Source organism: Kribbella sp. NPDC006257, assembly GCF_040613535.1.
Taxonomy (GTDB): Bacteria; Actinomycetota; Actinomycetes; order Propionibacteriales; family Kribbellaceae; genus Kribbella.
Genome location: NZ_JBEXSJ010000015.1, coordinates 126,222 through 148,339 on the forward strand (window position 1 = coordinate 126,222; position 22,118 = coordinate 148,339).

Sequence of the window (22,118 nt, forward strand, 5' to 3'; positions counted from 1 at the left end):
ACAGGAAGACCGGCTGGAAATTCTCCAGCCGGTCCTGTCCGTACTACGCCGCGTGGCGGCCGTGGTGGTGGAAGAGCCGGGCGTGCCGGATGTTCACGACGGTGCCGCTGGTGGCGGCGGGCTTGTGGGAGAAGGGTTCGGCCATGCCGCCCAGGGCGAGCAGGTCGAGCTTGGACCTGGCCTCGTCACGGTCTGTGGCAACCCAGGCTCCGGCCGGGCCGTGCTCGAACCCGGTGGAGTGACGCCTGTTGCTGCTTTCCAGAGCCGCGATCACGGCCAGCGCGAGTACTGCGAGGACGATGATTCCGGTCATGGCAGTAATTCTGCTACCAGCCAGATTCAGCCACAATTGGCACTATTGACAGTCACCCACAAATTTCTGCCATACTGGCTCGCATGCTGCAGAAGATCGCTGTCGTCCTGATGGAGGACGTCGCCTTGTTCGAGTTCGGGGTGCTGTCGGAGGTGTTCGGGATCGACCGGACCGACGACGGCGTACCGGCGTTCGACTTCAAGGTCTGCTCGGTCCGGCCGGGTGAGGCGCTGAGCACCAGCAGCCATTCAGCCGTGATCGCGCCGTACGGGCTGGAGGAGCTGGAGGACGCCGATCTGGTCGCGCTGCCGGCGACCACCTGGCGGCACGAGTACGACGAGCGCATCCTCGACGCGCTCCGCCGGGCGCACGAACGCGGAGCGATCCTGCTGACGGTCTGCTCGGGCGCTTTCGTGCTCGCCAAGGCCGGGCTGCTGGACGGCCGCAGCTGCGCCACCCACTGGCGCTACGCGAAGCTCTTCCGCGAGCAGTACCCGCTGGCGAACCTCGACGCCGACGTGCTGTTCGTCGACGACGGCGACATCATCACCAGCGCCGGCACCGCGGCCGGCATCGACGCCTGCCTGCACCTCGTACGCCGTGAGCTCGGCAGCGCCGTCGCGACCCGGATCGCCCGCCGGATGGTCGTCCCGCCGCAACGCGACGGCGGCCAGCGCCAGTACGTCGAGGTGCCGGTGCCCGAGTCGGCCGGCGAGAGCCTGCAGCCGGTGCTCGACTGGATGGTGGACAACCTCACCATCGAGCACACCGTGCCCGAACTGGCTCGCCGGGCCCGGATGTCCGACCGGACCTTCGCCCGCCGCTTCGTCGCCGAGACCGGCACCACCCCGCTCAAATGGGTCACCACCCAACGCGTCCTGCACGCCAGAACCCTGCTCGAGCAGACGAAACTAGGCATCGAGCAGATCGCCTCCGAATCCGGCTTCGGCACCGCAGCGCTGTTGCGCCATCACTTCCGTAGGGTGGTCGGCGTACCTCCTCAGGACTACCGCCGGACCTTCCAGACTGCGAGCTGATGATCACCTACCGACCCGCCACCCCCGCCGACGCCGTTCCAGTACTGGCCTTCTGGGCCACCGCCGCCGAAGACGCGGATCGCCCGTCGGACTCACCCGACGCCGTACTGCGCCTGATCGAGCGCGATCCTGAAGCCCTGATCCTTGCCATCGACAACGAGACGGCCGAGGACGGCAGTGAGCTGATCGTAGGTTCGATCATCGTCGGCTGGGACGGCTGGCGCTGCCACCTCTACCGGCTCGCCGTAGCCCCGACCCACCGGCGCCGCGGTATCGGCAAGGCCCTGATCTCCCTGGCAGAGCAGCGTTTCGCCGCGTACGGCGGCACGCGGGCCGATGCGATGGTGCTGGACGCCAACACCGAAGCCCACCCCGCCTGGAGCGCTGCCGGCTACCAGCCGCAACCCAACTGGTCCCGCTGGGTCAAGCCGCTCTGACCCTCCCGGGTGGCCCCGGGAGGGCGCTGAGTCAGACTGAGCGCTGGTAGGTGCGGAAGGCTCGGGTGGAGAGGTAGGCGACGAAGAGGGTGAAGGCCAGCAGGTAGAGGCTGTGCCAGGCGACTGAGGACCAGTCCGGGGTGGCGGAGAGGGACTCGCGGGCGGCGACCGCGGCCCAGTTGACCGGGTTGAAGCGGGCACCTACCTCGACCCAGTGCGGGGCCAGCTTCGGGTCCATCATGATCGACGACAGGAACGTCAGCGGCAGCGAGACGAACTGGAAGATGCCGATCAGCGCCTCCTGCTGCCGGGTCAGCAGCGCGACCGCGTTCGAGAGCGAACCGAACGCCGTACCGACCAGCATCGAGGCGACGATCGTGACGACGTACCCGAGTCCGTTGCCCTCGTAGCGCGCCCCCGCCGCCAGCCCGATCGCGAACACCAGGATCGTCTGGATCACTGTGGTGGTTGCGTTGCTGAGCAGTTGCCCGGCCATCAACGCGCCCCGGCGGACCGGCGACGTCAGCATCCGGTCCATCACGCCACGCTCCATGTCGGTGATGAACGTGGTCCCCGCCCAACCGCTCGACATCAGCGCGGTCATCATCACGATCCCCGGCGTCAGGAACGCGATGTACGACGAGTCCGAGAACCCCGGCAACTGCACAACACCCTTGAAAAGCTGCCCGAACAGCAGCAACCAGATCGCCGGCTGCACCAACGTGAACGCGATCAAGGCAGGAGACCTGTACTGCGCGCGCAGCCATCTCCCGGTGATCATCGCCGTCTGGCCGGCCAGTCCGCCGGAGCGGGCTGAGGATCGCACTGCAGGAACTGTCATCGTGGCCATCAGGCGGCCCTCTCCTTCTCCGCATCGGATGCTTGCTCGGCCGCCCGGAAGGTGCGACCGGTGTACCGCAGATAAACGTCGTCCAGCGTCGGCCGCGCAACCGTCACCGCCGCGACCGGAATCGCCTGCTCCTCAAGGACAGCCAGGACAGCCGGTACCGCGGTTGCCCCGTGATCCACGCGCGCCCGCAACACGTTGCCATCGACAACGACCTCCCCGATCCCGCGCAACCCGCCGATCAAGGAGTGCACCCTCGTGGTCGAGGCATTGTCGGCCAGTTCGACCTGCACCGAATCGCCGTGCAGCTCGGCCTTCAACGCATCAGGACTGCCTTCGGCAATCACCTTGCCGTGGTCCACGATCGCGAGCTGCGCCGCCAACCGGTCGGCCTCTTCCAGGTAGTGGGTGGTGAGCAAGACGGTGAGCCCCTCGGCCGCGGAGAGCCGCTCGACCTCCGTCCACAGGTCGGCCCGGGCCTCCGGGTCGAGTCCCGTCGTCGGTTCGTCGAGGAACAGCACGCTCGGGCGGTGGACGAGTCCGAGAGCGACATCCAGTTTGCGTTGCATACCACCGGAGTACGTGCGGACCTGGCGATCGGCCGCATCGGTGAGGCCGAAGCGCTCCAGGAGCTCGGCGGACCGGCGTACGGACTCCTGCTTGGACAGGCCGTAGATGCGGCCGCTGAGGACGAGGTTCTCGGTGCCGGTCGCCATCGGGTCGGAACTGGACATCTGCGGTACGTAGCCGATCGCGAGCCGGACCGCCTGCTGGTCCTTGACGACGTCGAGGCCGGCGACCCGCGCCGTACCGGAATCCGCCCGGGACAGCGTGGTGAGGATCTTCACCGCGGTGGACTTGCCGGCGCCGTTCGGGCCGAGGAGGCCCAGTACTACGCCCTCCGGGACGCTGAACGTCAGTCCGTCGAGGGCGCGCACCGGCGGCTTCTTGCGGGCCGCCGGGTAGGTCTTGACCAGCTCGGCGACCTCGATCGCCAGATTTCGGGCATGCGTGGGTGGTGCCATGGTTCGAACTCCTCAAAGGTGTGGTGAGGAGCCGATCCGGGCGAGCTGGCTATCCTGATGGTTGCGCCTTGGGTGCCAGGTCTCGCCTGCGGGATCGACTCGAGGAACTGCGGCCCTTGACCTCGGCGTTGCCGCGCCCTGGTCGGGGGCCGTCCTTGGTTACAGCGCTTCCGGCGTGACCTCCTTCAGCCAGGGGAAGTCGACCCCGAGGTACTTCACCGGGTTCTTCAGGACGTCGCTGGGGGTGATGCCCAGCTCGGCGACGAGCTCGTGGGTCTTGCGCCAGAAGGCGCTGCCCTCCAGGCCGTCGGTGCGGATCTCGCCGGCCAGCCGCTCCGCATAGTTCCGCTCGGCGGTGAGCAGCTCGACCCGGAACTCCGACTCGATCCAGAAGATCCTCGGGAACTCCTTGGATCGCATGAACTCGTGCGCCGCGGTCAGCTCGGCGATCTGCGCGTCCAGGGCAACGATCCGTTGCTCCAGCAGCTCGACGACGCGGTCCGGGTGGAAAGCCGGTACGTAGGCGAGACCGGCTTCGAGCTGGCTGTACTCCTTCTCCGGCGAGCCGAGCAGCTCGGTCAGCCAGTCCGCGAACTCGGCCCGGCCCGCTTCGGTGATCGCGTAGACCGTCCGCTCGGGGCGGTTCCCCTCGCGCACGGTCTCCACCGCCTCGATGAAGCCGGCCTTCTCCAGGGCCGTCACCACGGAGTACAAGGACCCGTAGTTGAGCTTGATGCTGCCGTCCTTGCCCCGGCTCTTGAGCATCGTGGAGATCTCGTACGGGTGCATCGAGCGCTCCCCGAGGCTGCCGAGCACCGCGAACGCGAGGGGATTCCCCACCTTGCGCTTGACCACGCTCTGCCTCCTCGATCTCGATTACTCGAAATCGAGTATTAGCTTTCGGGTATCTCCTGTCAAGCGGGTCGCTCGAAGATCAGCTCGAGGCCGTCCTCCTCGTCCCACTGGTCGCCGTTCTGGGTGAAGCCGAAGGAGGCGATGGTGGCGAGCGAGGCGACGTTGTCGGGGCTGATCGTGGCGCGGACCACCCGTACGGCGGGTTCGGCGGCGGCCCGGTCGATCAACGCGGCCAGGATCGCCTTCGCATAACCGCGCCGCCGGTACTGCGGGTCGACGGTGTACCCGACTTCCACCATCCCGGCCTCATCCGGCGGCCCGTGGAACCCCGCATAACCGACCACCACCTCACCCGGCCCGGCCTCGTCGGGAGGGCCGTCAGCGGGCTCGGCTGGTTCGGCCAGGACCGCCCGGGCGATCCAGTCCGCCGCCTCCGGCTGCGTATCGAGCTGCTTGAGCCGGTAGTTCCACAGCCATTTCGCGCGATCGTCGACGAACAACTCGCCGAGTTCGACACCCGACTCGGCGCGGGGGGTGGTCAGGTCGTCCGCGAGCAACGCGGCCATCGTCGTACTGGACAATTCCGCGAAGCGGATCTCAGGGGTCATACCGCTGATGCTCGACTGCGGCGCGGCCCAGGTCCAACTGGTTTACCCGAGCGCCTCGGCGTACCAGGGCTTGATGATGTTGTCGATGATCGCGAGCCGCTCGTCGAACGGGATGAAGGCGGACTTCATCGCGTTGATGGCGAACCAGCGGAAGTCGGCCAGGCCGTAGTCGAAGGCCTCGGCGAGCAGCGCGAGTTCGCGGCTCATCGACGTGCCGGACATCAGCCGGTTGTCGGTGTTGACCGTGACCCGGAACTTGAGCTGGGCGAGCAGGCCGATCGGGTGCTGCGCGATCGAGTCGGCCGCGCCGGTCTGCAGGTTCGAGCTCGGGCACATCTCGAGCGGGATCCTGCGGTCCCGCACGTACGCCGCCAGCCGGCCAAGCTCGACCTTGCCGTCCAGGCCGGCCGCCGGGTCGTAGGAGATGTCGTCGATGATCCGTACGCCGTGGCCGAGGCGATCCGCGCCGCACCACTGGATCGCCTGCCAGATCGACGGCAACCCGAACGCCTCACCGGCGTGGATGGTGAAGTGGGCGTTCTCGCGCTGCAAGTACTCGAAGGCGTCCAGGTGCCGGGTGGGCGGGTAACCCGCCTCGGCACCGGCGATGTCGAAGCCGACCACGCCGGCGTCGCGGTAGGCGACCGAGAGCTCGGCGATCTCCATCGACCGGGCCTGGTGACGCATCGCGGTGAGCAGCTGGCGGGCGACGATCGGCCGCTCGGCCTTCGTCATACCGTCCTCGAAACCGGCCCGGACCGCATCCACGACCTGCTCGAGCGACAGCCCGGCGGTCAGGTGCTGCTCGGGCGCGTACCGGATCTCGGCGTACACGACGCCGTCCGCGGCGAGGTCCTGCACGCACTCGCTGGCGACCCGGGTGATCGCCTCCGCGTTCTGCATCACCGCGACCGTGTGGTCGAACGTCTCCAGGTAGCGGGGCAGCGAGCCGGAGTCGGCCGATTCGACGAACCACCGGCCGAGTTCGGCCGCGTCGGTGCGCGGCAACTGGTGGCCGATGTCGGCGGCCAGCTCCACGATCGTCGCGGGCCGCAGGCCACCGTCGAGGTGGTCGTGCAACAACACCTTCGGCGCATCCGCCAACTGCCCAGCCGAGATCATGCCGCCATCCTGCCAGGCGGTTCCACCGATCCGGCAAACGTTCAAGAAATTTGGGGGTGCCGGGTGCCATGGTGAGGAGATGGTCCTGCGTGAGCGTCCCGAATGGCAGTTCTTCGCCGTGCTGCCGAAGGCGGATCCCGTGCTGGCGGTGGTCTGGTGGCTGCTTCTGCTGGTGCGTGGTGCGCTACCGGCGGTGTTCGCGATCGCCATGGGCTGGCTGGTCGGCGCTGTCCAGCATCACAACGAGCTGACCGGCCCACTGGTTCTGATGGGTACGACGTTCGTTCTGCTGCAGGTGCTGACACCGGTGCACCAGGCGGTCAGCGCCAATCTCGGGAGCCTGGTGGCTGCGTGGCTCAACGACGAGCTGACCCGGGCGTGCGTGCAGCCGCCGGGGATCGGGCATCTGGAGGATCCTTCGCTGGCCGAGGATCTGACGGTCGCGCGGGAGTTCGATCGGGGGCAGACCGGGCCGCCGATGTACATGAATGTGGACTTCACCGCCAGCAGCCTGGTGGAGATGGTGGGCGGGATCGCTGCGGCCGTGGTGCTGTTCGGCTTCAGTTGGTGGGCGCCGGTGGTGCTGGTGGTTGCCTGGAGCGCGACGCATTGGTTGTTGCGGGAGAGCGGGGTCTGGCGGGATCGGAATACGCCGGAGGTTCGTTCTGCGCAACGGCATGCGGACTATGCGTATCAGCTGGCCGTTGAGCCTGCCGCTGCCAAAGAGCTGCGGTTGTTCGGGTTGGCGGGGTGGGCGGTGGAGCGGTTCACCGAGCGACGGCGGCGGTTGTTCGAACTGCAGTACACGGCGACCCGGCTGCGCGAGCGGCCGATGATCTGGAGTTTGCTGATCGTGGTGGTGGCGAACGGCGTGGTCTTCTGGGCTCTTGGCTCGGCTGCGGTCGGTGGCGATCTGGGGCTGGATCGGCTGGTGGTCTTCGCGCAGGTGGCGGTCGGGGTCAGCTCGATCGCCTTCGGCGGCTTGAACTGGGTTCTGGATGGAGCCGCGGCACCGGTTGTCGCCGTACGGAAACTGAAACCCGCGATGGCTCCGGCCGGTGCGTTGCCTGGTGGTTCTCGTTCTGTTTCTCAGGGTCCTGTCGGGATCAGGCTCCGGGATCTGAGTTTCAGCTATCCGCGGTCTTCGCGGGCGGTGTTCGACGGGTTGGAGTTGGAGATTCCGGCCGGGTCGTCGCTGGCCGTGGTCGGGCAGAACGGGGCGGGGAAGACGACGCTGGCGAAGTTGCTGTGCCGGTTCTACGACCCTTCCAGTGGCGCGATCGAGATCGACGGGTCCGACCTGCGGGACCTGGATGTGGACGGTTACCGGACTCGCGTCGCCGCGGTCTTCCAGGATTTCCTCCGTCTCGAACTCTCCTTGCGCGACAACGTGGCGCCCGGCGGTGCGCCCGAGGCCGACATCCTTGCCGCGCTGGCAGATGCGGGAGCGAGTGACCTGGCTTCGCTCGACACCCGGCTGGCGACCGGTTACGAGGGCGGGACCGACTTGTCCGGCGGGCAGTGGCAGCGGGTCGCCTTGGCGCGGGCGTTGTGCGCCGTACGGCAAGGGGCCGGTCTGGTGCTGCTGGATGAGCCGACAGCTCAGCTGGATGTCCGTGGTGAGGCAGCGATCTTCGATCGGATTCTGACCGCGACGCGAGGGGTCACGACGATCCTCGTGTCGCATCGGTTCTCGACGGTCAGGCATGTCGACCGGATCTGCGTGCTGGAGCACGGGCGGGTGATCGAGCTCGGGAGTCATGACGAGTTGATGGCGCTCGGCGGGCGGTACCGGACGATGTTCGACCTGCAGGCGCAGCGGTTCGCGGCCGAGGTCGACGAGGAGGGGATGAGCTATGACACGCTCTGACGATCTGCCGAAGGCCTTGCCGTCGATGTGGCGACTCTGCAAGCTCGGCTACCAGCACGAGCCCGGGCTGCTGGTCTTCGCCTTCGCGATGACCTTGCTGGCCGCGTTGCCCGATGCCTTGCTCGCCTTGTGGCTGAAGGTTCTGGCCGATGGCGTACTCCGTGGCGATCGGCGGGCCGTCTTCGTCGCCGCTTTCGGGATGGCGTTGTCGGTGACGGCGACCTGGTTCCTGCGCACCTTGTCGACGCGGATCTCGCGGCGGTTCCGGGACCGCGTCACGATCATGCTGGAAGCGCACGTCGCCCGGCTGCAGGCGACCGTTGCGACGGTCGAGCATCACGAACGCCGTGACTACCTGGACCGGCTTTCCGTACTGCGGAAACAGGTGTTCGTGCTCGACCACATGTACATGTCGCTCTTCTCGACCTGCGGCTGGATCCTGCGTCTCGCGGTGACGGTCGGGCTGCTGATGTCGATCAATCCGCTTCTCGCACTTCTGGTGCTCTTCGCGGTGCCGACCGTGGTCAGCTCCAGTTGGCGGCCTGGGGTGGAGCGGTCGACGGAGGAGAAGAACGCTTCGCACCAACGGCTTGCGGATCATCTTTTCCGGACTGCGACCACGCCGGCGCCGGGGAAGGACGTGCGGGTGACCGGGATCGGGCCTTCGCTGGTGACGGATCGGCGGCTGGCGTGGGAGCGGTGGTACAGGCCGATCGCACGAGTTCGGTGGGTGAGTGCCGGGTGGCATGCGGCGGCCTGGGCGATCTTCGGAGCGGCGTACGTGGGAGCGGTGTTGTTCGTCGCATCCGGGCTCGAGGGGTCGGTCGGGGAGGTGCTGCTGATTCTCGCGGCCGGCGCGCGGCTGTCGTCGTACATCGGGGCGACGGTCGGCGAGATCGGGTTCCTGCGCGGGATCTGGCTGGACGGATCGCGGCGGCTGGTCTGGCTGGAGAACTACGCCGCGTCCTTCGCCGCGGGCGCTGATCTTCCGGTGCCTGCTCGGTTGACTGACGGGATCCGGCTGGAGGGGGTTTCCTTCAGCTACGCCGATTCCGACAAGGTTGCCTTGGACAACATTTCGCTGCATCTCCCGGCCGGCAAGGTGATCGCGGTGGTCGGCGAGAACGGGGCCGGGAAGTCCACGCTGGTGAAGCTGATCGCGAAACTCTACGAGCCGTCCGACGGCGTCATCTTGCTAGACGGCCAACCCCTGTCGCGAATCCCGGCGGACGCTTGGCGCGCTCGGATCGCCGGCGCTTTCCAGGACTTCTTCCGGTTCGAGTTTCAGGCACGGCACAGCGTCGGCCTGGGCGACCTTCCCCGCTTGGACGACGAGCCGGCAGTCACCACGGCCGTCACCCGAGCCGGCGCCCAGGACGTCGTCGACCGCCTCGACTCCGGCCTCGCCACCCAACTCGGTTCCACCTGGCCCGACGGCGCCGAACTCAGCTTCGGCCAATGGCAGAAACTCGCGCTGGCCCGTGGCTTCATGCGCGACAACCCACTCTTGCTGGTCCTCGACGAACCCACCGCCGCCCTGGACGCCGAAACCGAACACGCCCTCTTCGAACGCTACGCCGACGCAGCCCGCACCAGCACCGACGGCCGCATCACCGTCCTGGTCTCCCACCGCTTCTCCACCGTCCGCATGGCCGACCTCATAGTCGTCCTGGACGGCGCCCACCTACTAGAAGTAGGCACCCACGAGTCCCTCCTAGCCGCCAACGGCCCTTACGCCACCCTCTACAACCTCCAAGCCACCGCCTACCGCTAATTCGTGCAAGCGACGCTTGCACAAATCTGATCTGCCCCGGGATTCCCCGCGATGGCCTTCGTGTCGCACTGCGCTGTCGACCGAGGCTGATGCTATGAACAACGGTTCTTCCCCACGATTCGCCGCCAAGCCAACTCGAACCTCCATGCCCGACTGGTATCCCGACCTCCTCGACTCAGTCGCCTCCCACATCACCACCGGCCACCGCCGAGCAATCACCGCCGCCAACACCGAGATGCTGGCCACCTATTGGTCTATCGGCCAGGAGATCCTCGCTCGCCAGCACCGGGAAGGGTGGGGCACCAAGGTCATCGCCCGACTGTCAGCGGACCTCAAAGACCGCTTTCCCACGGCCAAGGGCTACTCACCCCGCAACCTCAGGTACATGCGGACCTTCGCGGTCGCATGGCCGGATCCGCCAATTGGGCAGCGCTGCGCTGCCCAATTGCCCTGGCGGCACCACATGGTCTTGATGGACAAGCTCGACACTGCCGATCTGCGCCTCTGGTACGCGGAGACGGCGATCGAGCACGGCTGGAGCCGGGACGTCCTCGCCCTGCAGATCGACACGGGGTTTTCACCGTATTGGTGCTCCCGCTGTCGGCTCGGCGTTGAGGCCAGGGGAGTGAGGATCACCGAAGCTCAGGGAACGCTTGGAATGGGTCTCCCGGCTTCGCGTGACAGCGTGCTCGCGTGCACGTCATCCGGGGATCTCAATGGACCACATGGCGGGGGCGTGACAATGGTAGGGTGGTCCCATCACGATCAGCCCGGACGCCTAACGGCTCGGGCTGATTTTCTTTCGCGGCAGACCAGTCGTGACGGAGTACCAAAAGCCGTGGCTGCCGGTCTCCGGGCAGATCGAACGACTTGCCGAGCGCGGCGTCGACGTCGGCGATCGGGATGAGACTTCGTCCTTGCTCAACGCAGTCGGCTACTACCGGCTGACCGGCTACCTCTACCCCTTTCGGTCATCCGAGTGGGTGGCCGGACCGGATGGCCACGACACCCTGACCATCCTCGATAACTACAAGGCGGGAACCTCTATTGCCGCCGCCGCAGCGTTGATCGACTTCGATCGCCACTTGCGAATGCTGGTGCTCGAGGGAACCGAGCGTATTGAGGTGTCACTGCGAACGAGCGTTGGACACCTCCTGGGTGAGGTGTCCGCCTACGCCCATTGTGACCCTGCCAATTTCGGGCCTGCATTCACGGTGCAAGGCACCGATCCTCAGACCGGCGATCACTCGCCGAGCAAACTGGATCGCTGGATCGAACGGGTCGAACAACGCCAGAACAGCTCCGATGAGGCGTTCGTCGCGCATTTTCGGGATCGCTATGACAACAAGATGCCGATCTGGGCACTGACCGAGATCATGGAGTTCGGCCACCTCAGTCGGCTGTACGCCGGCCTCAACAACCCACTCGCGACGAAGATTGCGCAGTGGTACGGGGTGCCCACCAAACGCGTGATGGCGAGTTGGATCGCCAGCATCAACTACGTGCGGAACGTCGCCGCACATCACGCAAGATTGTTCAACCGGAAGCTGGTCGTTGCACCGAGGCGATCCAGTAGGGGAAGTATTCCAACGCTCGATCATCTCAGCGACTACGACAGCGCCAAGGCACGCTTCGGTGTGTACAACGCTCTAGCGGTGATGGCGTATCTCATCGGCGTCATCGATCCGGACTGTGGTTGGGGCGAAAGGGTCGCCGAGCTGGTCCTTCGCTTCCCGTCGTTCGATCAGATCAGCACCGAGTCGCTGGGAGCACCCGCTGGTTGGGACAAGCTCGCCTTGTGGCGGTAGCAGCAAGGCCGGCTGATGTCTGAGATGCAACGAGTCGTTGCCCAAGGAGGTGGCTTCGGTGTTGCCGAGTGTGGCTGAGTTGGAGGCTGAGCTGGCGGCTGGGCCGGAGGGGCTGTGAATCAGGCGGTGTGGATTTTGAAGACGGGGACGCCGGGGGCTACTTCCAGGAGGCGGGAGACGGGGGAGTCGGCGCGGACGTCGTTGCCGAAGAAGGCGCCTACTTCCCAGGCCCACTTCTTGAGGTAGAGGCGGATGATGTCGGGCTTGTCGGCGTCGGCGAGTTCTTCGGCGCGGAAGGTTTCGATCGTGCGGCCGACGCGGAGGGTGCCTTCGCCACTGGCGCGGAGGTTGCGGACCCATTGGACGTGACCGCGCGGGGCGACCAGGTAGCGCTGGCCGTCGAGGACGAGCAGGTTGACCGGGTTGCTGCGCCATTCGCCGGACTTGCGGCCGCGGACCGAGAGCACCCGGCTGCCCATCAGGCTGACGCCCAGGTTGGTCAGGCCGGCGACCAGCTTGTTGAAGACCAGCATGCTGCGCCGGCCCGACGTCACCACTCGCTTGTCGTTGTACTCCTGCATGGCGGTTGCTCCTCAAGTCTGCGAGAGCGGTGCTCTCTGTTGTGACCAGTGAACACCGTCCACGAGACAGTGTCAAGAGCAGTGCTCTCGCTTTAGGGCGGTGCTCGTGGCAGACTGCGAAACATGAACGCCGGACGCACCGCACGGGATCGGGCCCGGGCCGAACTGACCCAGGAGATCAAGGACGTCGCCCGCCGCCAGCTCGCGGCGGACGGCGCCGAACGGCTGTCGCTCCGTGCCATCTCCCGCGAACTGGGCATGGTGTCCTCGGCCCTCTACCGGTACTTCCCGAGCCGCGACGACCTGCTGACCGCACTGATCATCGACGCGTACGACGCCCTCGGCAGCGTCGCCGAAAAGGTCAGCGCCGCCGAAAAGGTCAGCGTGGCCGAAAAGGTCAGCGAGCCGGATCCCCGGAGCACCTGGATCGCGGTCTGCCACGCCGTACGGCAATGGGCCAAGGACCACCAGCACGAGTACATGCTGATCTACGGCTCACCGATCGCCGGCTACCAGGCGCCGGCCACGACGATCCAGTCCGCCGTCCGGGTCGCGATCGTGCTGCTCGGGGTCCTGACCAGAGCCCAGCGCGAAGGCAGACTCGACCCGCTCGAAGCTGCCCGCGAGCCTTCCGGCGTACTGGCTGAGCAGGTGGCTGTCGTCGCGCGCGCGGCTCCCGGCGTACCGGCCACTGTGCTGCTCCGGACGGTCGTCGCATGGACGCAGTTGTTCGGGATGATCAGCTTCGAGCTGTTCGGTCAGCTCGCCCGGACGATGGATCCGGCGGACGCGTTCTTCGCGGACACGATCGAACAGATGGCCACCTTCGTCGGCCTCAACCGCGGGGTGGCGGCCCGCTGAAGGCGGCCGGCAGCGGAAAGGCGAGGGCGCGGTTGACCCGGCGGACGTACTGCTCGCGCGGGATCGCGACGGCGCCGAGGGTGGCGAGGTGGCTGGTCACCCATTGGATGTCCAGGACCCGCTCGATCGCGTACTTGTCGCTGAGCAGCTCGACCAGTCCAGCGACGGCCGCCTTCGAACCATCCGTCTTGTGATGGAACATCGACTCGCCCGCGAACAGCCCGCCGATCGCCACGCCGTACAGACCGCCGGCCAGCTCGTCGCCGTCCCAGGCCTCGACCGAGTGCACCCAGCCGAGCTCGTGCAACTTCGTGTACGCCGCGATGATGTCCGCGTCGATCCACGACCCCGGCCGCTTCGGATCCGCACAGGCCCGGATCACCCGGTCGAACGCAGTGTTCACCCGGATCTCGAACTTCTCCCGGGCCCGTCGTAGCGATCGTGACGGCTTGAACCCGTCGACCTCGATCACGCCGCGCTCCACCGGCGACCACCAGAGCAAGGGACCATGACAGTCCGGCATCGGGAACAGCCCCCGCCGGTACGCCGCGAGCACCGTGCCCGGCTCGAGATCTGCCCCGGCGGCGACGACGTCTCCGGCTCCGGCGACCCCGACCGGTGGGAAGTCCCAGACAGACGGGGGAGGTTCGATTGGCACCCCACCATCCTGACGCACCCGCTCGCACCAGGACCGTCCGGGTCAGGCAGGGTGGAGGCATGACTTCCGAGTTCAGCGAATGGTTCGAGACGCCGATCACCGCGGAGATCGTGCGGGGTGCGATCGAGTTGGAGACGACGCCGTACGGCGTACTGCCGCATCGGCTGCCCGGCTGGGCCCGGGCGCAGAACACCGACGGCCAGATGGCGATGGCGGAGGCGCGACCGGCCGGCGTACGGCTTGCCTTCCGTACTGCGGCGACCGTGATCGAGCTGGATGTGCTGCGGACGAAGATGGCCGCCGTCGGGGCGCCACCGGTCCCGGACGGCGTCTTTGACCTGCTGGTCGACGGGGTGCTCGCAGAACAGGCGAGTCTGAGTACCGGGAACGTTCTGACGCAGGACTGGTCGACCGGGACGACCGAACTCACCCGCGGACCGGCCGGCACCCTGCGGTTCGAGGGGCTGCCGGCCGAGGTCAAGGACATCGAGATCTGGCTGCCGCACAACGAGACGGGCGAACTGGTCGCGCTGCGGACCGACGTACCGGTTGAGCCTGCGCCGGCTCGCGGGCGGCGGGTGTGGCTGCATCACGGCAGTTCGATCAGCCATGGGTCGAATGCCGCCAACCCGACCGCGACCTGGCCGGTCGTGGCGGCGGGGCTCGGTGAGGTGGAGTTGATCAACCTGGGCTTCGGCGGGAGTGCGCTGCTCGATCCGTTCGTCGCGCGGACGATGCGGGACATCCCGGCGGAGCTGATCAGCGTCAAGCTCGGTATCAACATCGTGAACGCCGACCTGATGCGGCTGCGCGCCTTCGGTCCTGCTGTGCACGGGTTCCTCGACACGATCCGGGAGGGGCATCCGACGACGCCGCTGCTGCTCATCTCGTCGGTCTACTGCCGGATTCACGAGGACACCCCTGGGCCGGGTGCACCGGATCTGTCCAGCGGAACCCTGAAGTTCAAGGCGACCGGCGATCCGGCGGAGGTTGCCGCTGGGAAGCTCACGCTGACGGTGATCCGGCGTGAGCTCGCCAGGATCACGGCTGAGCGTTCTTCGACCGATCCGAATCTGCATTACCTCGACGGGCTGGACCTGTACGGCGAGGCGGACTACGCCGAGTTGCCGCTGCCGGACGAGTTGCACCCGGACACGGCGACGCACCGGTTGATCGCCGAGAAGTTCGCCGGATACGCCTTCGCCCCTGACGGTCCGTTCACCGGCAAGCACGCATAGTCGCGTAGTACGGGACCGGCCAGGGTTTCTCCCGAGTGGCGGGTTCACAGGTGGCACGTAGAGTTGAGGATGCGCCCTGCCGCCAAGCCCGGGCGTCCGAGTCCGAAGGAGCACCGTGGCCGGAGTAGCCAGGTTCGTCGCCAGCAGTCTCGCGCCCGCCGCCCAGCGGTTCGCCCCGCAAGCCGCCGCCGGTGTCCTCCGTCAGGTGCTGGAAGTCGCCATCGACGGGTACCAGCGGTTCCCGGGCGCGGAGAAGATCGCCGCCAAGCATCTCGCCAAGAACGACGGCGACCCCGAACTCGCGATCGACACCGTGATCGAGCAGCACATCCGGCTCGGCGGCCTGCAGGGGTTCGTCACCAGCATCGGCGGGCTGATCACGCTGCCGGTCGCGCTGCCGGCCAACCTGACCGGGATCGCGATCGTGCAGGCCCGGATGGTGGCCGCGATCGCTCATCTGCGCGGATACGACCTGGACGATCCGCGGGTCCGGACCGCGGTGATCACCTGCCTGCTCGGCGAGGACGGCGTCACGGACCGGATCAAGAAGGAGAGCCTGGTGACGTCGCCGCTGGCGATCGCGACCGCGCCGGTGTTCGACCCCGAACTGGACCGGCAGGTGGCCGGCGAGGTCGTCGGTGAGCTGATCGCCCGGATCAGCGGCAAGCGGATGGCCCTCACCGTGACCCGGCGAGTGCCGTTGCTGGGTGGCGCTGTGGGTGCCGGGGTCGACGGCTGGTCGACGTACCGGATCGGCCGGTACGCCGACGAGAGCCTGGTCCGGCGAGCTCCTCGCTCCATCGAGCAGTGATCGCGCCGTTCTGGGGTCCGACCCTCGACTGCCCGGATCCGCGGGTGCCGCAGCAATGCCACCTGGACTTCAAGACCGCCGACCTGGACACTGCCGAGATCGAGGCGATCCAGGCCGGCGCCACGAGGTCCGCAGTACAGCCTCATCCCTCGGTGTTCCGGGTTCTCATCAATCCGGCCGGCCATCCGTTCGGCCTCTCCACCCGGGGGACGCCGGCCGGGCCGCCGGAATCCCGGTGAAACTGTCGGCGGCTGGTGCCAGGATGCTCCGGTGAGCACCCATCGCGCGGAACTGGGGGATTTCCTCAAGGCCCGCCGGGCGCAGGTGCGGCCTGAGGAGGTCGGCCTGCCGCCGGGCGGACGACGTCGTACGCCGGGGCTCCGGCGCGAGGAGCTCGCCCAGCTCGCCGGCGTCGGCGTGACCTGGTACACCTGGCTCGAGCAGGGCCGGCCGATCAACGTGAGCGGCCAGGTGCTCGACGCGGTCGCCGGCACGTTGCGGCTGACCGATCCGGAGCGAGCACATCTGTACCGGCTGGCCGAGGCGACGCCGGTGCGGCCGAAGACCGGTCTCTGCGCGAGCGTGCCGGTGATGACGGAGATCCTGGACGCGCTCGATCCACTGCCGGCGGTGATCACCAACACCCGCTTCGACATCGTGAAGTCGAACGGTGCGTTCACCGACCTCTTCTACGACTGGCACACGCTGCCGTGCGTGCACAAGAACCTGCTCTGGTGCATCGTCACCGAGCCGCTCGCCCGCCGGCAGTTGCTGAACTACGACGAGGAAGTTCCGTACCTCGTCGCGCGCCTCCGCTCGGCGTACGTCGAACACATCGGCGACCCCGACTGGGAAGAAGACCTCGCCCGGCTCCGCAACCTCAGCCCCGAGTTCGCCCAACTCTGGTCCCGCCACGAGGTCGCCGACTGCACCCCCCGCCCCCGCCACGTCGTCCACCCGTTGGCCGGAGAGCTCCACTTCACCGTGACCGAACTAGCCGTCCCAGCCCACCCCGACCTGGTGCTGTTCGTCGAGACCCCGTCGGACGACCTCACCCGCGAACGCCTGCCACTGACCCGCCGCTCCCTCGAACCCGCCGAAGCCTGAGCGGTGATACCCAGCGCAGAACCTTCAGCTCGAGCGACAAACCGGCTCAGCAGGTCAGCCGGCTAGGGCTTGGACTACTCGGCTGGCGGAGGGCTTGCCTAACTGGGTGGACATCCAGGTGCTGGTGGTGACGAGTTTTTCGAGGTCTACCCCGGTTTGGATGCCGAGACCGTCGAGTTGCCAGACGAGGTCTTCGGTGGCGAGGTTGCCGGTGGCGCTTTCGGCGTACGGGCATCCGCCCAGCCCACCCGCCGAGCTGTCCACGGTCGTGACGCCTTCGCGGAGCGCCGTCAGGGTGTTGGCGAGCGCCTGGCCATAGGTGTCGTGGAAATGCACGGCGACCTTGTCGACGCCGACACCCGCGCGGCCGAACGACTCGATCAGGCTGATGACCTGCCCGGGCGTCGCGACACCGATCGTGTCGCCGAGGGAGAGTTCGTGGCAGCCGAGCTCGACCAAGCGCGCGCCGACTTTCACCACCTGGTCGATCGGTACGTCGCCCTCCCACGGGTCGCCGTAACACATCGAGACATAGCCGCGGATGCTCAGACCGGCCGCGAGCGCCCGCTCGATCGTCGGCGTGAACATGGCGAACTGGTCGTCCAGGGTGGAGTTCAGGTTCTTCGCCGCAAAGGTCTCGGTGGCGCTGGCGAAGATCGCGATCTCCCGTACGCCGGCTGCCAGCGCGCGATCGAGACCGCGTTCGTTCGGGACCAGCACAGGAGCCCGTACTCCGCTGGGCAGGTCGAGTTGTTCGAGCAACTCGGCCGCGTCGGCGAGTTGGGGAACCCACTTCGGGTGGACGAAGCTCGTCGTCTCGACGGTCGTCAGGCCGGCCTCGACCAGGCGGCGGATGAACTCGGCTTTCACCGCGACATCCACGATCGCCGACTCGTTCTGCAGACCGTCCCGGGGGCCGACCTCGTAGATCGTCACCCGCTCGGGGAGTCCCTCGGCCCGAACCTGCTGCGGTTTCCGCACCTTCAGCCTCCGTCTCGTCCCTGCTGGGTGGGCAGGTGATCGCTTCGCCAGGAGGGGTCTCCTCCAGAATGGCGGGTGATGACAACTCTGGCTGACATTCTGCGCGGGATCGAGGGTGGGGTCTTCCCCGCCCCGGACTTCGAGGTCGAGGTGGTTCCGGCGCCGTCTCCGCGGGAGAGCTGCGTGGTCGCGTTCACGGCGCACATCGTGGTCGCCGCGGACGTGGATCCCGGATGGGTCGCCGAGCGGATCCCGGCCGGTGATCTCTCGGCGCCGCTCAACCCGCCGTTCCTGTTAGCACTGGAGCAGTTGATCGGCCGCCGGGTGAACGCGATCGACGCGATGCTGCTCGCCCCGGCATTGTCCGATCCCGCCGAACGCGCTGCGGCCGTGGCTGACCTGACCGAGCTCACCGATCACACGCACTCGAGGATCGTGCGAGCCTGGCGCTACCGCGACGACGTACGGGCATATTCGGATCCGTACGGCGGGTTGGTGGTGATCGGAAACGGTCTGGCCGGGCGACTCGAGGGCGCGCTCGAAGTACCGCAGGATGCTCGCGGAAAGGGCCACGGTCGCCGTCTGGCTCATGCGGCACGAGCATTGATCCCCGCCGACGCCCACATCTGGGCCCAGGTCAGCCCCGGCAACGCCGCCTCCCTACGCACCTTCCTAGCCGCTGGCTACACCCCAGTCGGCGCCGAAGCCCTCCTCGTCGACTGACCCGCCGGATTCATCCGCGGGCCGGGCGGTGGTAGGTGGGTGGGGTGTTGGCGGCGAGGTCGCCTCGGTAGGTGCCGTGGATGATTTCGGATTCGTAGCCGGCTAGTTGGGGCATCCCTAGGGTTCGGGCGATTTCGAGTTCGGCGGCTGCGTCGTACGGGACGCGGACGAACTGGATCGAGAAGGGTGCGTCCTCGAGGGTGTCGGGGATGCCTTCGAGGATGACGTAGACGGGTGTGGGGTCGCTCATGTTGTTGCCGACGCTGCCGGTGTTGAAGAGGATGCGGCGGTCGAGGTCGGCTTCGTAGAACGAGTCGTGGGTGTCGCCGTACCCGACGACGGTCGGGACCGGGCCGTCGCCGGTCGCGGGGGTGTTCTCGAACATGCCGAGGTACTCCTGCTCGTCATGGTCGAACCGGACCCTCCTGTGCACGCTCGTCGCGGAGGCGTGGAACAGCCGGATCCGGCGGCCGCTGAGGACGAAGTCGTGGCTGAACGGCAGGTCGCGCAGCCATTTCCACTGGTCCTCGCGGAGTTCGTTCTTCCACCAGCGCAGGCTTTCGTTGTCGATCTCGCGGTCAGGATCCGGGAGGAAGTCGTCCCAGTTGCCGAGGATGTTCACCTCGCACAGCTCCCGGCACCGGTCGACCACCGCGCGTCCGCGAGGTCCCTTGCCGACGTAGTCGCCCAGGTTGAAGATCCTGGTGATCCCCCGCGCCTCGATGTCGGCGAGCACCACCTCCAACGCCGACAAGTTCCCATGGACATCCGAAATCAACGCAATCCGCTCCAGCCCCATCCCCCCATCATCCCTCGCCGAAGCTCCATCCACCCCGCCCAGCCGCTGCAGGTAAGAGCAATCTCGCTCTACCGCAAACGGCGCGCGTCGGGGTTTCGGCCTGTCGGCGGTCCCGGATGGACCTGCAGGTGAACCAAAGCCCTTCTCGGGCGCCTCGGCGTGCGCCGGGTCTGGCTAGCCGCTGCCGGTGAGCCGGCCTGATAAGTGGATCCGTTGGAGACGGACGCCGACAGTGATCGGCCGCCGCCCGAGGTTCTGACGCCGGAGCCTCCGTCGGGGACACATGCTGTTTGGAGGAGACCGGTGTCGCGGTAGCTGGTCCTGAGCGCCTGGGTTCCGGCTAGCTGCTGCCGGTGGGGCCGGGGTGGTCGGGGGGTCTGTGGGAGGCGGGTGACGACGAAGAGCGGCTGCTGCTCGAGGTTCTGGAGCTTGAGGCTCCGGCAGCACCGCTTGAGGTTCTGGAGCCTGAGGCTCCGCCTCCACCGTCGAAGGTTCTGCTGCCCGAGCCTCCGCCTCCACTGCCCGTGGTTCTGCTGCCCGGGCCCCCACCGGTGCCACCGCGCATGCCGGAGGTTCGGGTGGGGGAGGGAGTGGGGGAGCCGTCGGCGGGTTCGCCTGCTGAGTGGGAGGTGGCGGTGGAGATTGCGGCTGCTGCTTTTCGGGTGGTTGAGAGGGCGGCGCCGGCTCCGACGGCGATCGCGCCGCTTGCCTTGCTGCCACCACCTCCACCGCCGGCCGAGGAACCGCTCGTGCGGCGGGAGGGGCGGCCTAGGTTGAGGGCGCCGGTGGCGACGTTGCCTGGGTCGGCGACTGCTGCTCCGGCGCCGGAACCTCCGCCGGCGACGGCGGCAGTGACGGGTACGGCGAAGCGCAGCAGCGCGGGCAGCGCGAAGATGGCGAGCAGCATCATCATCAGGCCGGTCAGAGCTTGCACCAGGTCGTTGCCGGACTTGTTGGTCATCCCGGCTTCGTTCATCTTCATCGCCGCCGCGTAGATGAGCGCAGCGGCCGGTTTATAGGCAATGAAGGCCAATGCGTAGGACATAGTTTCTAAGCTCCACAAATGGAGCGGCCCCCAGCGGCGCGGGCACGCCAGCCGAGGGCCTAAAGCAGTACCTGACTAGGAGGCACCACCATGAACGAAGACTACGACGTCACCATCCGCGAGCTTGCTGACCAGCTCAAGGCCGAGGCGCGCGCCGAGCTGGCCCTCTTCCTCCAGACGCTTGCGGACGTCCGGGAGGGCCTGCTCTAACACCCGCGTCCGCACGCAGAGAAGGCCCACCTCATCCGAATTGAGGTGGGCCTTCTGCACGTCCGAGACTAGTTGAGGCGCGGGCCTACGACACCCGCAGCGCCTCGTAGGCGTCGCGTAGCTCGGCGGCCTCCGGCAGGCCCTGCGCGTCCACGGCCTTGATGACTTCTTGGGCGCGCCAGAAGTTGGACGGTACGAGGCGGCCGGACGCGAGCGCGTCCATGGTCACGCTGGATGCCTCGTCCGGCTTGTGGCTGGCGAGGAGAGCTAGGGAGAGGTCCAAGCGCGCAGTCGCGGCCCGACGTGGACGCGGGGCGCCGTATTCGGGCGCTTCGAGCTGGGCGAGCACCTGCCGGGCGATTGGCTCGGCGCCGGGGTCGCCTACCCATGACAGGGTCGTTGCGACGTACGCATCCGCCTTGCCGGGGTCGTAGCGGTAATGGTGCTCGGGGTGGTCCGGCACCTTCAACGGCGAGACGAGGTGCTCGACGCGGGAGAGCACCTTGAGTGTCTCCCGCCGGTGGCCGAGGCGAGCTTGCGCACGGCCCTCCTGTGCGGTGGCCTGGATGAAGGCGGAACTGTTGTGCGGGGCAACGGCTTGCGCGCCCTGTGACAGCTTGATAGCTCGCCGGTACTCGCCGTCCGTCACGGCCTGCCAGGCTTCAGTTTCGAGGCACCACCCCGACAGCTCCGGATGCTCTCCGTGCTCGGCGAGTTGGGCGGCGGTCTGTAGCCGGGCAGCGGCGGCCGGCCGGTCGGCTAGGTCGATCGAGCAAGTCGCGGCGAGCAAGGACAGCCAGCTCCCGGCGACGACAAGGCGGCGATGCTCCGCCAGTGTCATGCGGGCGTCCAGGAGCTTGCCGACGTAGCCGAGATGGCGCCTGACGCGGATCAGGAGGAGATCTGGCGGGGTCGTGGGGTACGCCGTCGCGAGGTCGTCAACGGCGGTCTCCAGGCCCTCTAGCGTTTGCCTGCCGACATCGCTGGCCGCGACCCGTTGCCGTAGCTCGATGGCCTCCGCCTCGTCGGTGTTGGTTGTCGGCGCGGCAAGCCGGGCGAGGTCTTCCAGGTCAAGGAGGCTCATCCCGAACACGACGGCCAGCCACTCCAGCCAGTACCGGCGGGGGCGGCGCTTGCCCTGCTCCCATCGGGAGATCTCGTTGCGGGTGACGGCGGGGTTGCCGGAGGCGCGGGCGAGCATGTCGGCAAGTTGGGATTGGCTCAGGTCGCGCTCGGCGCGTAGCTGAGCTATCAGCCGTCCCACCCCGGTCTCCACTGCCTCACTCCTCCGTATGGCCTTTGGCCCCCAGTATGGCCCCTCCCGCCATGGCCTGGGCGGCAGAGGATGGCCTCATGACAACGGGGCAAGGAGTCGAGTGGACGGGTAGCCAGGATGAGCGGCAGCCAG

24 protein-coding genes are annotated in these 22,118 nt (G+C 67.5%); 12 read left to right on the plus strand and 12 right to left on the minus strand.

The genetic code is table 11. The features are described 5' to 3' along the window. Window positions 1-43 precede the first annotated feature (43 nt). The gene (locus tag ABZ004_RS19930) at window positions 44-313 is read right to left on the minus strand and encodes a hypothetical protein (protein ID WP_355681464.1); all 270 of its coding nucleotides are present in this window, start codon (window positions 311-313) and stop codon (window positions 44-46) included. 83 nt (window positions 314-396) lie between these two features. Between ABZ004_RS19930 and ABZ004_RS19935 the strand changes: the two genes are divergently transcribed. Together ABZ004_RS19935 and ABZ004_RS19940 are read left to right on the plus strand one after the other, a co-directional pair. Beyond that, window positions 397-1,350, plus strand: coding sequence for a helix-turn-helix domain-containing protein (locus ABZ004_RS19935; protein WP_355681466.1), 954 nt, complete (start codon window positions 397-399; stop codon window positions 1,348-1,350). After that, the gene (locus tag ABZ004_RS19940) at window positions 1,350-1,787 is read left to right on the plus strand and encodes a GNAT family N-acetyltransferase (protein ID WP_355681468.1); all 438 of its coding nucleotides are present in this window, start codon (window positions 1,350-1,352) and stop codon (window positions 1,785-1,787) included. Before ABZ004_RS19935 ends, ABZ004_RS19940 begins: the two co-directional genes overlap by 1 nt. A gap of 31 nt (window positions 1,788-1,818) precedes the next feature. Here the strand turns inward: ABZ004_RS19940 and ABZ004_RS19945 are convergent, their stop codons facing one another. The 5 genes from ABZ004_RS19945 to ABZ004_RS19965 all read right to left on the minus strand — a co-directional run bounded on the left by ABZ004_RS19945 (window position 1,819) and on the right by ABZ004_RS19965 (window position 6,244). Then, window positions 1,819-2,637, minus strand: a complete 819-nt coding sequence (locus ABZ004_RS19945; protein ID WP_355681470.1) for an ABC transporter permease — start codon at window positions 2,635-2,637, stop codon at window positions 1,819-1,821. Further along, window positions 2,637-3,659 (minus strand): ATP-binding cassette domain-containing protein, encoded by a 1,023-nt coding sequence (locus ABZ004_RS19950; protein ID WP_355681472.1) that lies wholly within the window; start codon window positions 3,657-3,659, stop codon window positions 2,637-2,639. The genes ABZ004_RS19945 and ABZ004_RS19950 overlap by 1 nt, the downstream gene beginning before the upstream one ends. 159 nt (window positions 3,660-3,818) lie before the next feature. Further along, the gene (locus ABZ004_RS19955; RefSeq protein ID WP_355681474.1) at window positions 3,819-4,514 is read right to left on the minus strand and encodes a PadR family transcriptional regulator; all 696 of its coding nucleotides are present in this window, start codon (window positions 4,512-4,514) and stop codon (window positions 3,819-3,821) included. Window positions 4,515-4,573: 59 nt separating this feature from the next. Next, window positions 4,574-5,122, minus strand: a complete 549-nt coding sequence (locus ABZ004_RS19960) for a GNAT family N-acetyltransferase (RefSeq protein WP_355681475.1) — start codon at window positions 5,120-5,122, stop codon at window positions 4,574-4,576. A gap of 42 nt (window positions 5,123-5,164) precedes the next feature. Then, the gene (locus tag ABZ004_RS19965) at window positions 5,165-6,244 is read right to left on the minus strand and encodes an adenosine deaminase (protein WP_355681477.1); all 1,080 of its coding nucleotides are present in this window, start codon (window positions 6,242-6,244) and stop codon (window positions 5,165-5,167) included. A gap of 79 nt (window positions 6,245-6,323) precedes the next feature. On the opposite strand from ABZ004_RS19965, the gene ABZ004_RS19970 reads away from it, so the two are divergent. The 4 genes from ABZ004_RS19970 (at window position 6,324) to ABZ004_RS19985 (ending at window position 11,696) form a co-directional block, all read left to right on the plus strand. Then, on the plus strand, window positions 6,324-8,114 hold the full coding sequence (locus ABZ004_RS19970; RefSeq protein WP_355681478.1) for an ABC transporter ATP-binding protein: 1,791 nt from the start codon (window positions 6,324-6,326) through the stop codon (window positions 8,112-8,114). Continuing rightward, complete coding sequence (locus ABZ004_RS19975; RefSeq protein WP_355681479.1) at window positions 8,101-9,888, plus strand: ABC transporter ATP-binding protein; 1,788 nt, start codon at window positions 8,101-8,103, stop codon at window positions 9,886-9,888. The genes ABZ004_RS19970 and ABZ004_RS19975 overlap by 14 nt, the downstream gene beginning before the upstream one ends. Before the next feature lie 145 nt (window positions 9,889-10,033). Further along, on the plus strand, window positions 10,034-10,795 hold the full coding sequence (locus ABZ004_RS19980) for a DUF1016 N-terminal domain-containing protein (RefSeq protein WP_355681577.1): 762 nt from the start codon (window positions 10,034-10,036) through the stop codon (window positions 10,793-10,795). Window positions 10,796-10,805: 10 nt separating this feature from the next. Further along, window positions 10,806-11,696: an Abi family protein gene (locus ABZ004_RS19985; RefSeq protein WP_355681480.1), complete on the plus strand. Its 891-nt coding sequence runs from the start codon at window positions 10,806-10,808 to the stop codon at window positions 11,694-11,696. A 119-nt stretch (window positions 11,697-11,815) separates the two neighbouring features. Here the strand turns inward: ABZ004_RS19985 and ABZ004_RS19990 are convergent, their stop codons facing one another. Continuing rightward, window positions 11,816-12,277 carry a nitroreductase/quinone reductase family protein gene (locus tag ABZ004_RS19990; RefSeq protein ID WP_355681481.1) on the minus strand — a complete coding sequence of 154 codons (462 nt, stop codon included), beginning with the start codon at window positions 12,275-12,277 and terminating at the stop codon, window positions 11,816-11,818. A 123-nt stretch (window positions 12,278-12,400) separates the two neighbouring features. Between ABZ004_RS19990 and ABZ004_RS19995 the strand changes: the two genes are divergently transcribed. Beyond that, complete coding sequence (locus ABZ004_RS19995; RefSeq protein ID WP_355681482.1) at window positions 12,401-13,138, plus strand: TetR/AcrR family transcriptional regulator; 738 nt, start codon at window positions 12,401-12,403, stop codon at window positions 13,136-13,138. Here the strand turns inward: ABZ004_RS19995 and aat are convergent. Beyond that, window positions 13,113-13,796 carry a leucyl/phenylalanyl-tRNA--protein transferase gene (gene aat / locus ABZ004_RS20000; RefSeq protein WP_355681483.1) on the minus strand — a complete coding sequence of 228 codons (684 nt, stop codon included), beginning with the start codon at window positions 13,794-13,796 and terminating at the stop codon, window positions 13,113-13,115. The genes ABZ004_RS19995 and aat overlap by 26 nt on opposite strands. A 59-nt stretch (window positions 13,797-13,855) precedes the next feature. Here aat and ABZ004_RS20005 point away from each other — a divergent pair, with 59 nt between their 5' ends. The 4 genes from ABZ004_RS20005 (at window position 13,856) to ABZ004_RS20020 (ending at window position 16,952) form a co-directional block, all read left to right on the plus strand. Continuing rightward, window positions 13,856-15,034 (plus strand): SGNH/GDSL hydrolase family protein, encoded by a 1,179-nt coding sequence (locus ABZ004_RS20005; RefSeq protein WP_355681485.1) that lies wholly within the window; start codon window positions 13,856-13,858, stop codon window positions 15,032-15,034. Window positions 15,035-15,149: 115 nt separating this feature from the next. Beyond that, entirely contained in the window at window positions 15,150-15,845 is a 696-nt protein-coding gene (locus tag ABZ004_RS20010) for an EcsC family protein (protein WP_355681487.1), read from the plus strand. Beyond that, on the plus strand, window positions 15,842-16,084 hold the full coding sequence (locus ABZ004_RS20015; protein WP_355681489.1) for a VOC family protein: 243 nt from the start codon (window positions 15,842-15,844) through the stop codon (window positions 16,082-16,084). The genes ABZ004_RS20010 and ABZ004_RS20015 overlap by 4 nt, the downstream gene beginning before the upstream one ends. 31 nt (window positions 16,085-16,115) lie before the next feature. Beyond that, window positions 16,116-16,952, plus strand: coding sequence for a helix-turn-helix transcriptional regulator (locus ABZ004_RS20020; RefSeq protein ID WP_355681491.1), 837 nt, complete (start codon window positions 16,116-16,118; stop codon window positions 16,950-16,952). 54 nt (window positions 16,953-17,006) lie between these two features. Here ABZ004_RS20020 and ABZ004_RS20025 read toward each other — a convergent pair whose 3' ends face one another. Continuing rightward, entirely contained in the window at window positions 17,007-17,933 is a 927-nt protein-coding gene (locus ABZ004_RS20025; protein ID WP_355681493.1) for a hydroxymethylglutaryl-CoA lyase, read from the minus strand. A gap of 78 nt (window positions 17,934-18,011) precedes the next feature. Between ABZ004_RS20025 and ABZ004_RS20030 the strand changes: the two genes are divergently transcribed. Beyond that, the gene (locus ABZ004_RS20030) at window positions 18,012-18,656 is read left to right on the plus strand and encodes a GNAT family N-acetyltransferase (protein WP_355681495.1); all 645 of its coding nucleotides are present in this window, start codon (window positions 18,012-18,014) and stop codon (window positions 18,654-18,656) included. 10 nt (window positions 18,657-18,666) lie between these two features. On the opposite strand, the gene ABZ004_RS20035 is transcribed toward ABZ004_RS20030, so the two are convergent. The 3 genes from ABZ004_RS20035 to ABZ004_RS20045 all read right to left on the minus strand — a co-directional run bounded on the left by ABZ004_RS20035 (window position 18,667) and on the right by ABZ004_RS20045 (window position 21,986). Beyond that, a complete protein-coding gene (locus ABZ004_RS20035; RefSeq protein ID WP_355681497.1) occupies window positions 18,667-19,455 on the minus strand; it encodes a metallophosphoesterase family protein in 789 nt (262 codons plus the stop codon). A gap of 340 nt (window positions 19,456-19,795) precedes the next feature. Further along, on the minus strand, window positions 19,796-20,500 hold the full coding sequence (locus ABZ004_RS20040; protein WP_355681499.1) for a hypothetical protein: 705 nt from the start codon (window positions 20,498-20,500) through the stop codon (window positions 19,796-19,798). Window positions 20,501-20,795: 295 nt separating this feature from the next. Next, window positions 20,796-21,986, minus strand: a complete 1,191-nt coding sequence (locus tag ABZ004_RS20045) for a helix-turn-helix domain-containing protein (protein WP_355681501.1) — start codon at window positions 21,984-21,986, stop codon at window positions 20,796-20,798. Between the last annotated feature and the right edge of the window lie 132 nt (window positions 21,987-22,118).

Coding starts and splice junctions, on each gene's coding strand:
- ABZ004_RS19980 (WP_355681577.1), top strand. CDS start 10,034: ATGCCCGACTGGTATCCCGACCTCCTCGACTCAGTCGCCTCCCACATC.
- ABZ004_RS19930 (WP_355681464.1), bottom strand. CDS start 313: ATGACCGGAATCATCGTCCTCGCAGTACTCGCGCTGGCCGTGATCGCG.
- ABZ004_RS19935 (WP_355681466.1), top strand. CDS start 397: ATGCTGCAGAAGATCGCTGTCGTCCTGATGGAGGACGTCGCCTTGTTC.
- ABZ004_RS20030 (WP_355681495.1), top strand. CDS start 18,012: ATGACAACTCTGGCTGACATTCTGCGCGGGATCGAGGGTGGGGTCTTC.
- ABZ004_RS20035 (WP_355681497.1), bottom strand. CDS start 19,455: ATGGGGCTGGAGCGGATTGCGTTGATTTCGGATGTCCATGGGAACTTG.
- ABZ004_RS19995 (WP_355681482.1), top strand. CDS start 12,401: ATGAACGCCGGACGCACCGCACGGGATCGGGCCCGGGCCGAACTGACC.
- ABZ004_RS19960 (WP_355681475.1), bottom strand. CDS start 5,122: ATGACCCCTGAGATCCGCTTCGCGGAATTGTCCAGTACGACGATGGCC.
- ABZ004_RS19950 (WP_355681472.1), bottom strand. CDS start 3,659: ATGGCACCACCCACGCATGCCCGAAATCTGGCGATCGAGGTCGCCGAG.
- ABZ004_RS19940 (WP_355681468.1), top strand. CDS start 1,350: ATGATCACCTACCGACCCGCCACCCCCGCCGACGCCGTTCCAGTACTG.
- ABZ004_RS20005 (WP_355681485.1), top strand. CDS start 13,856: ATGACTTCCGAGTTCAGCGAATGGTTCGAGACGCCGATCACCGCGGAG.
- ABZ004_RS19965 (WP_355681477.1), bottom strand. CDS start 6,244: ATGATCTCGGCTGGGCAGTTGGCGGATGCGCCGAAGGTGTTGTTGCAC.
- ABZ004_RS19990 (WP_355681481.1), bottom strand. CDS start 12,277: ATGCAGGAGTACAACGACAAGCGAGTGGTGACGTCGGGCCGGCGCAGC.
- ABZ004_RS20040 (WP_355681499.1), bottom strand. CDS start 20,500: ATGTCCTACGCATTGGCCTTCATTGCCTATAAACCGGCCGCTGCGCTC.
- ABZ004_RS19945 (WP_355681470.1), bottom strand. CDS start 2,637: ATGGCCACGATGACAGTTCCTGCAGTGCGATCCTCAGCCCGCTCCGGC.
- ABZ004_RS19970 (WP_355681478.1), top strand. CDS start 6,324: ATGGTCCTGCGTGAGCGTCCCGAATGGCAGTTCTTCGCCGTGCTGCCG.
- ABZ004_RS19975 (WP_355681479.1), top strand. CDS start 8,101: ATGACACGCTCTGACGATCTGCCGAAGGCCTTGCCGTCGATGTGGCGA.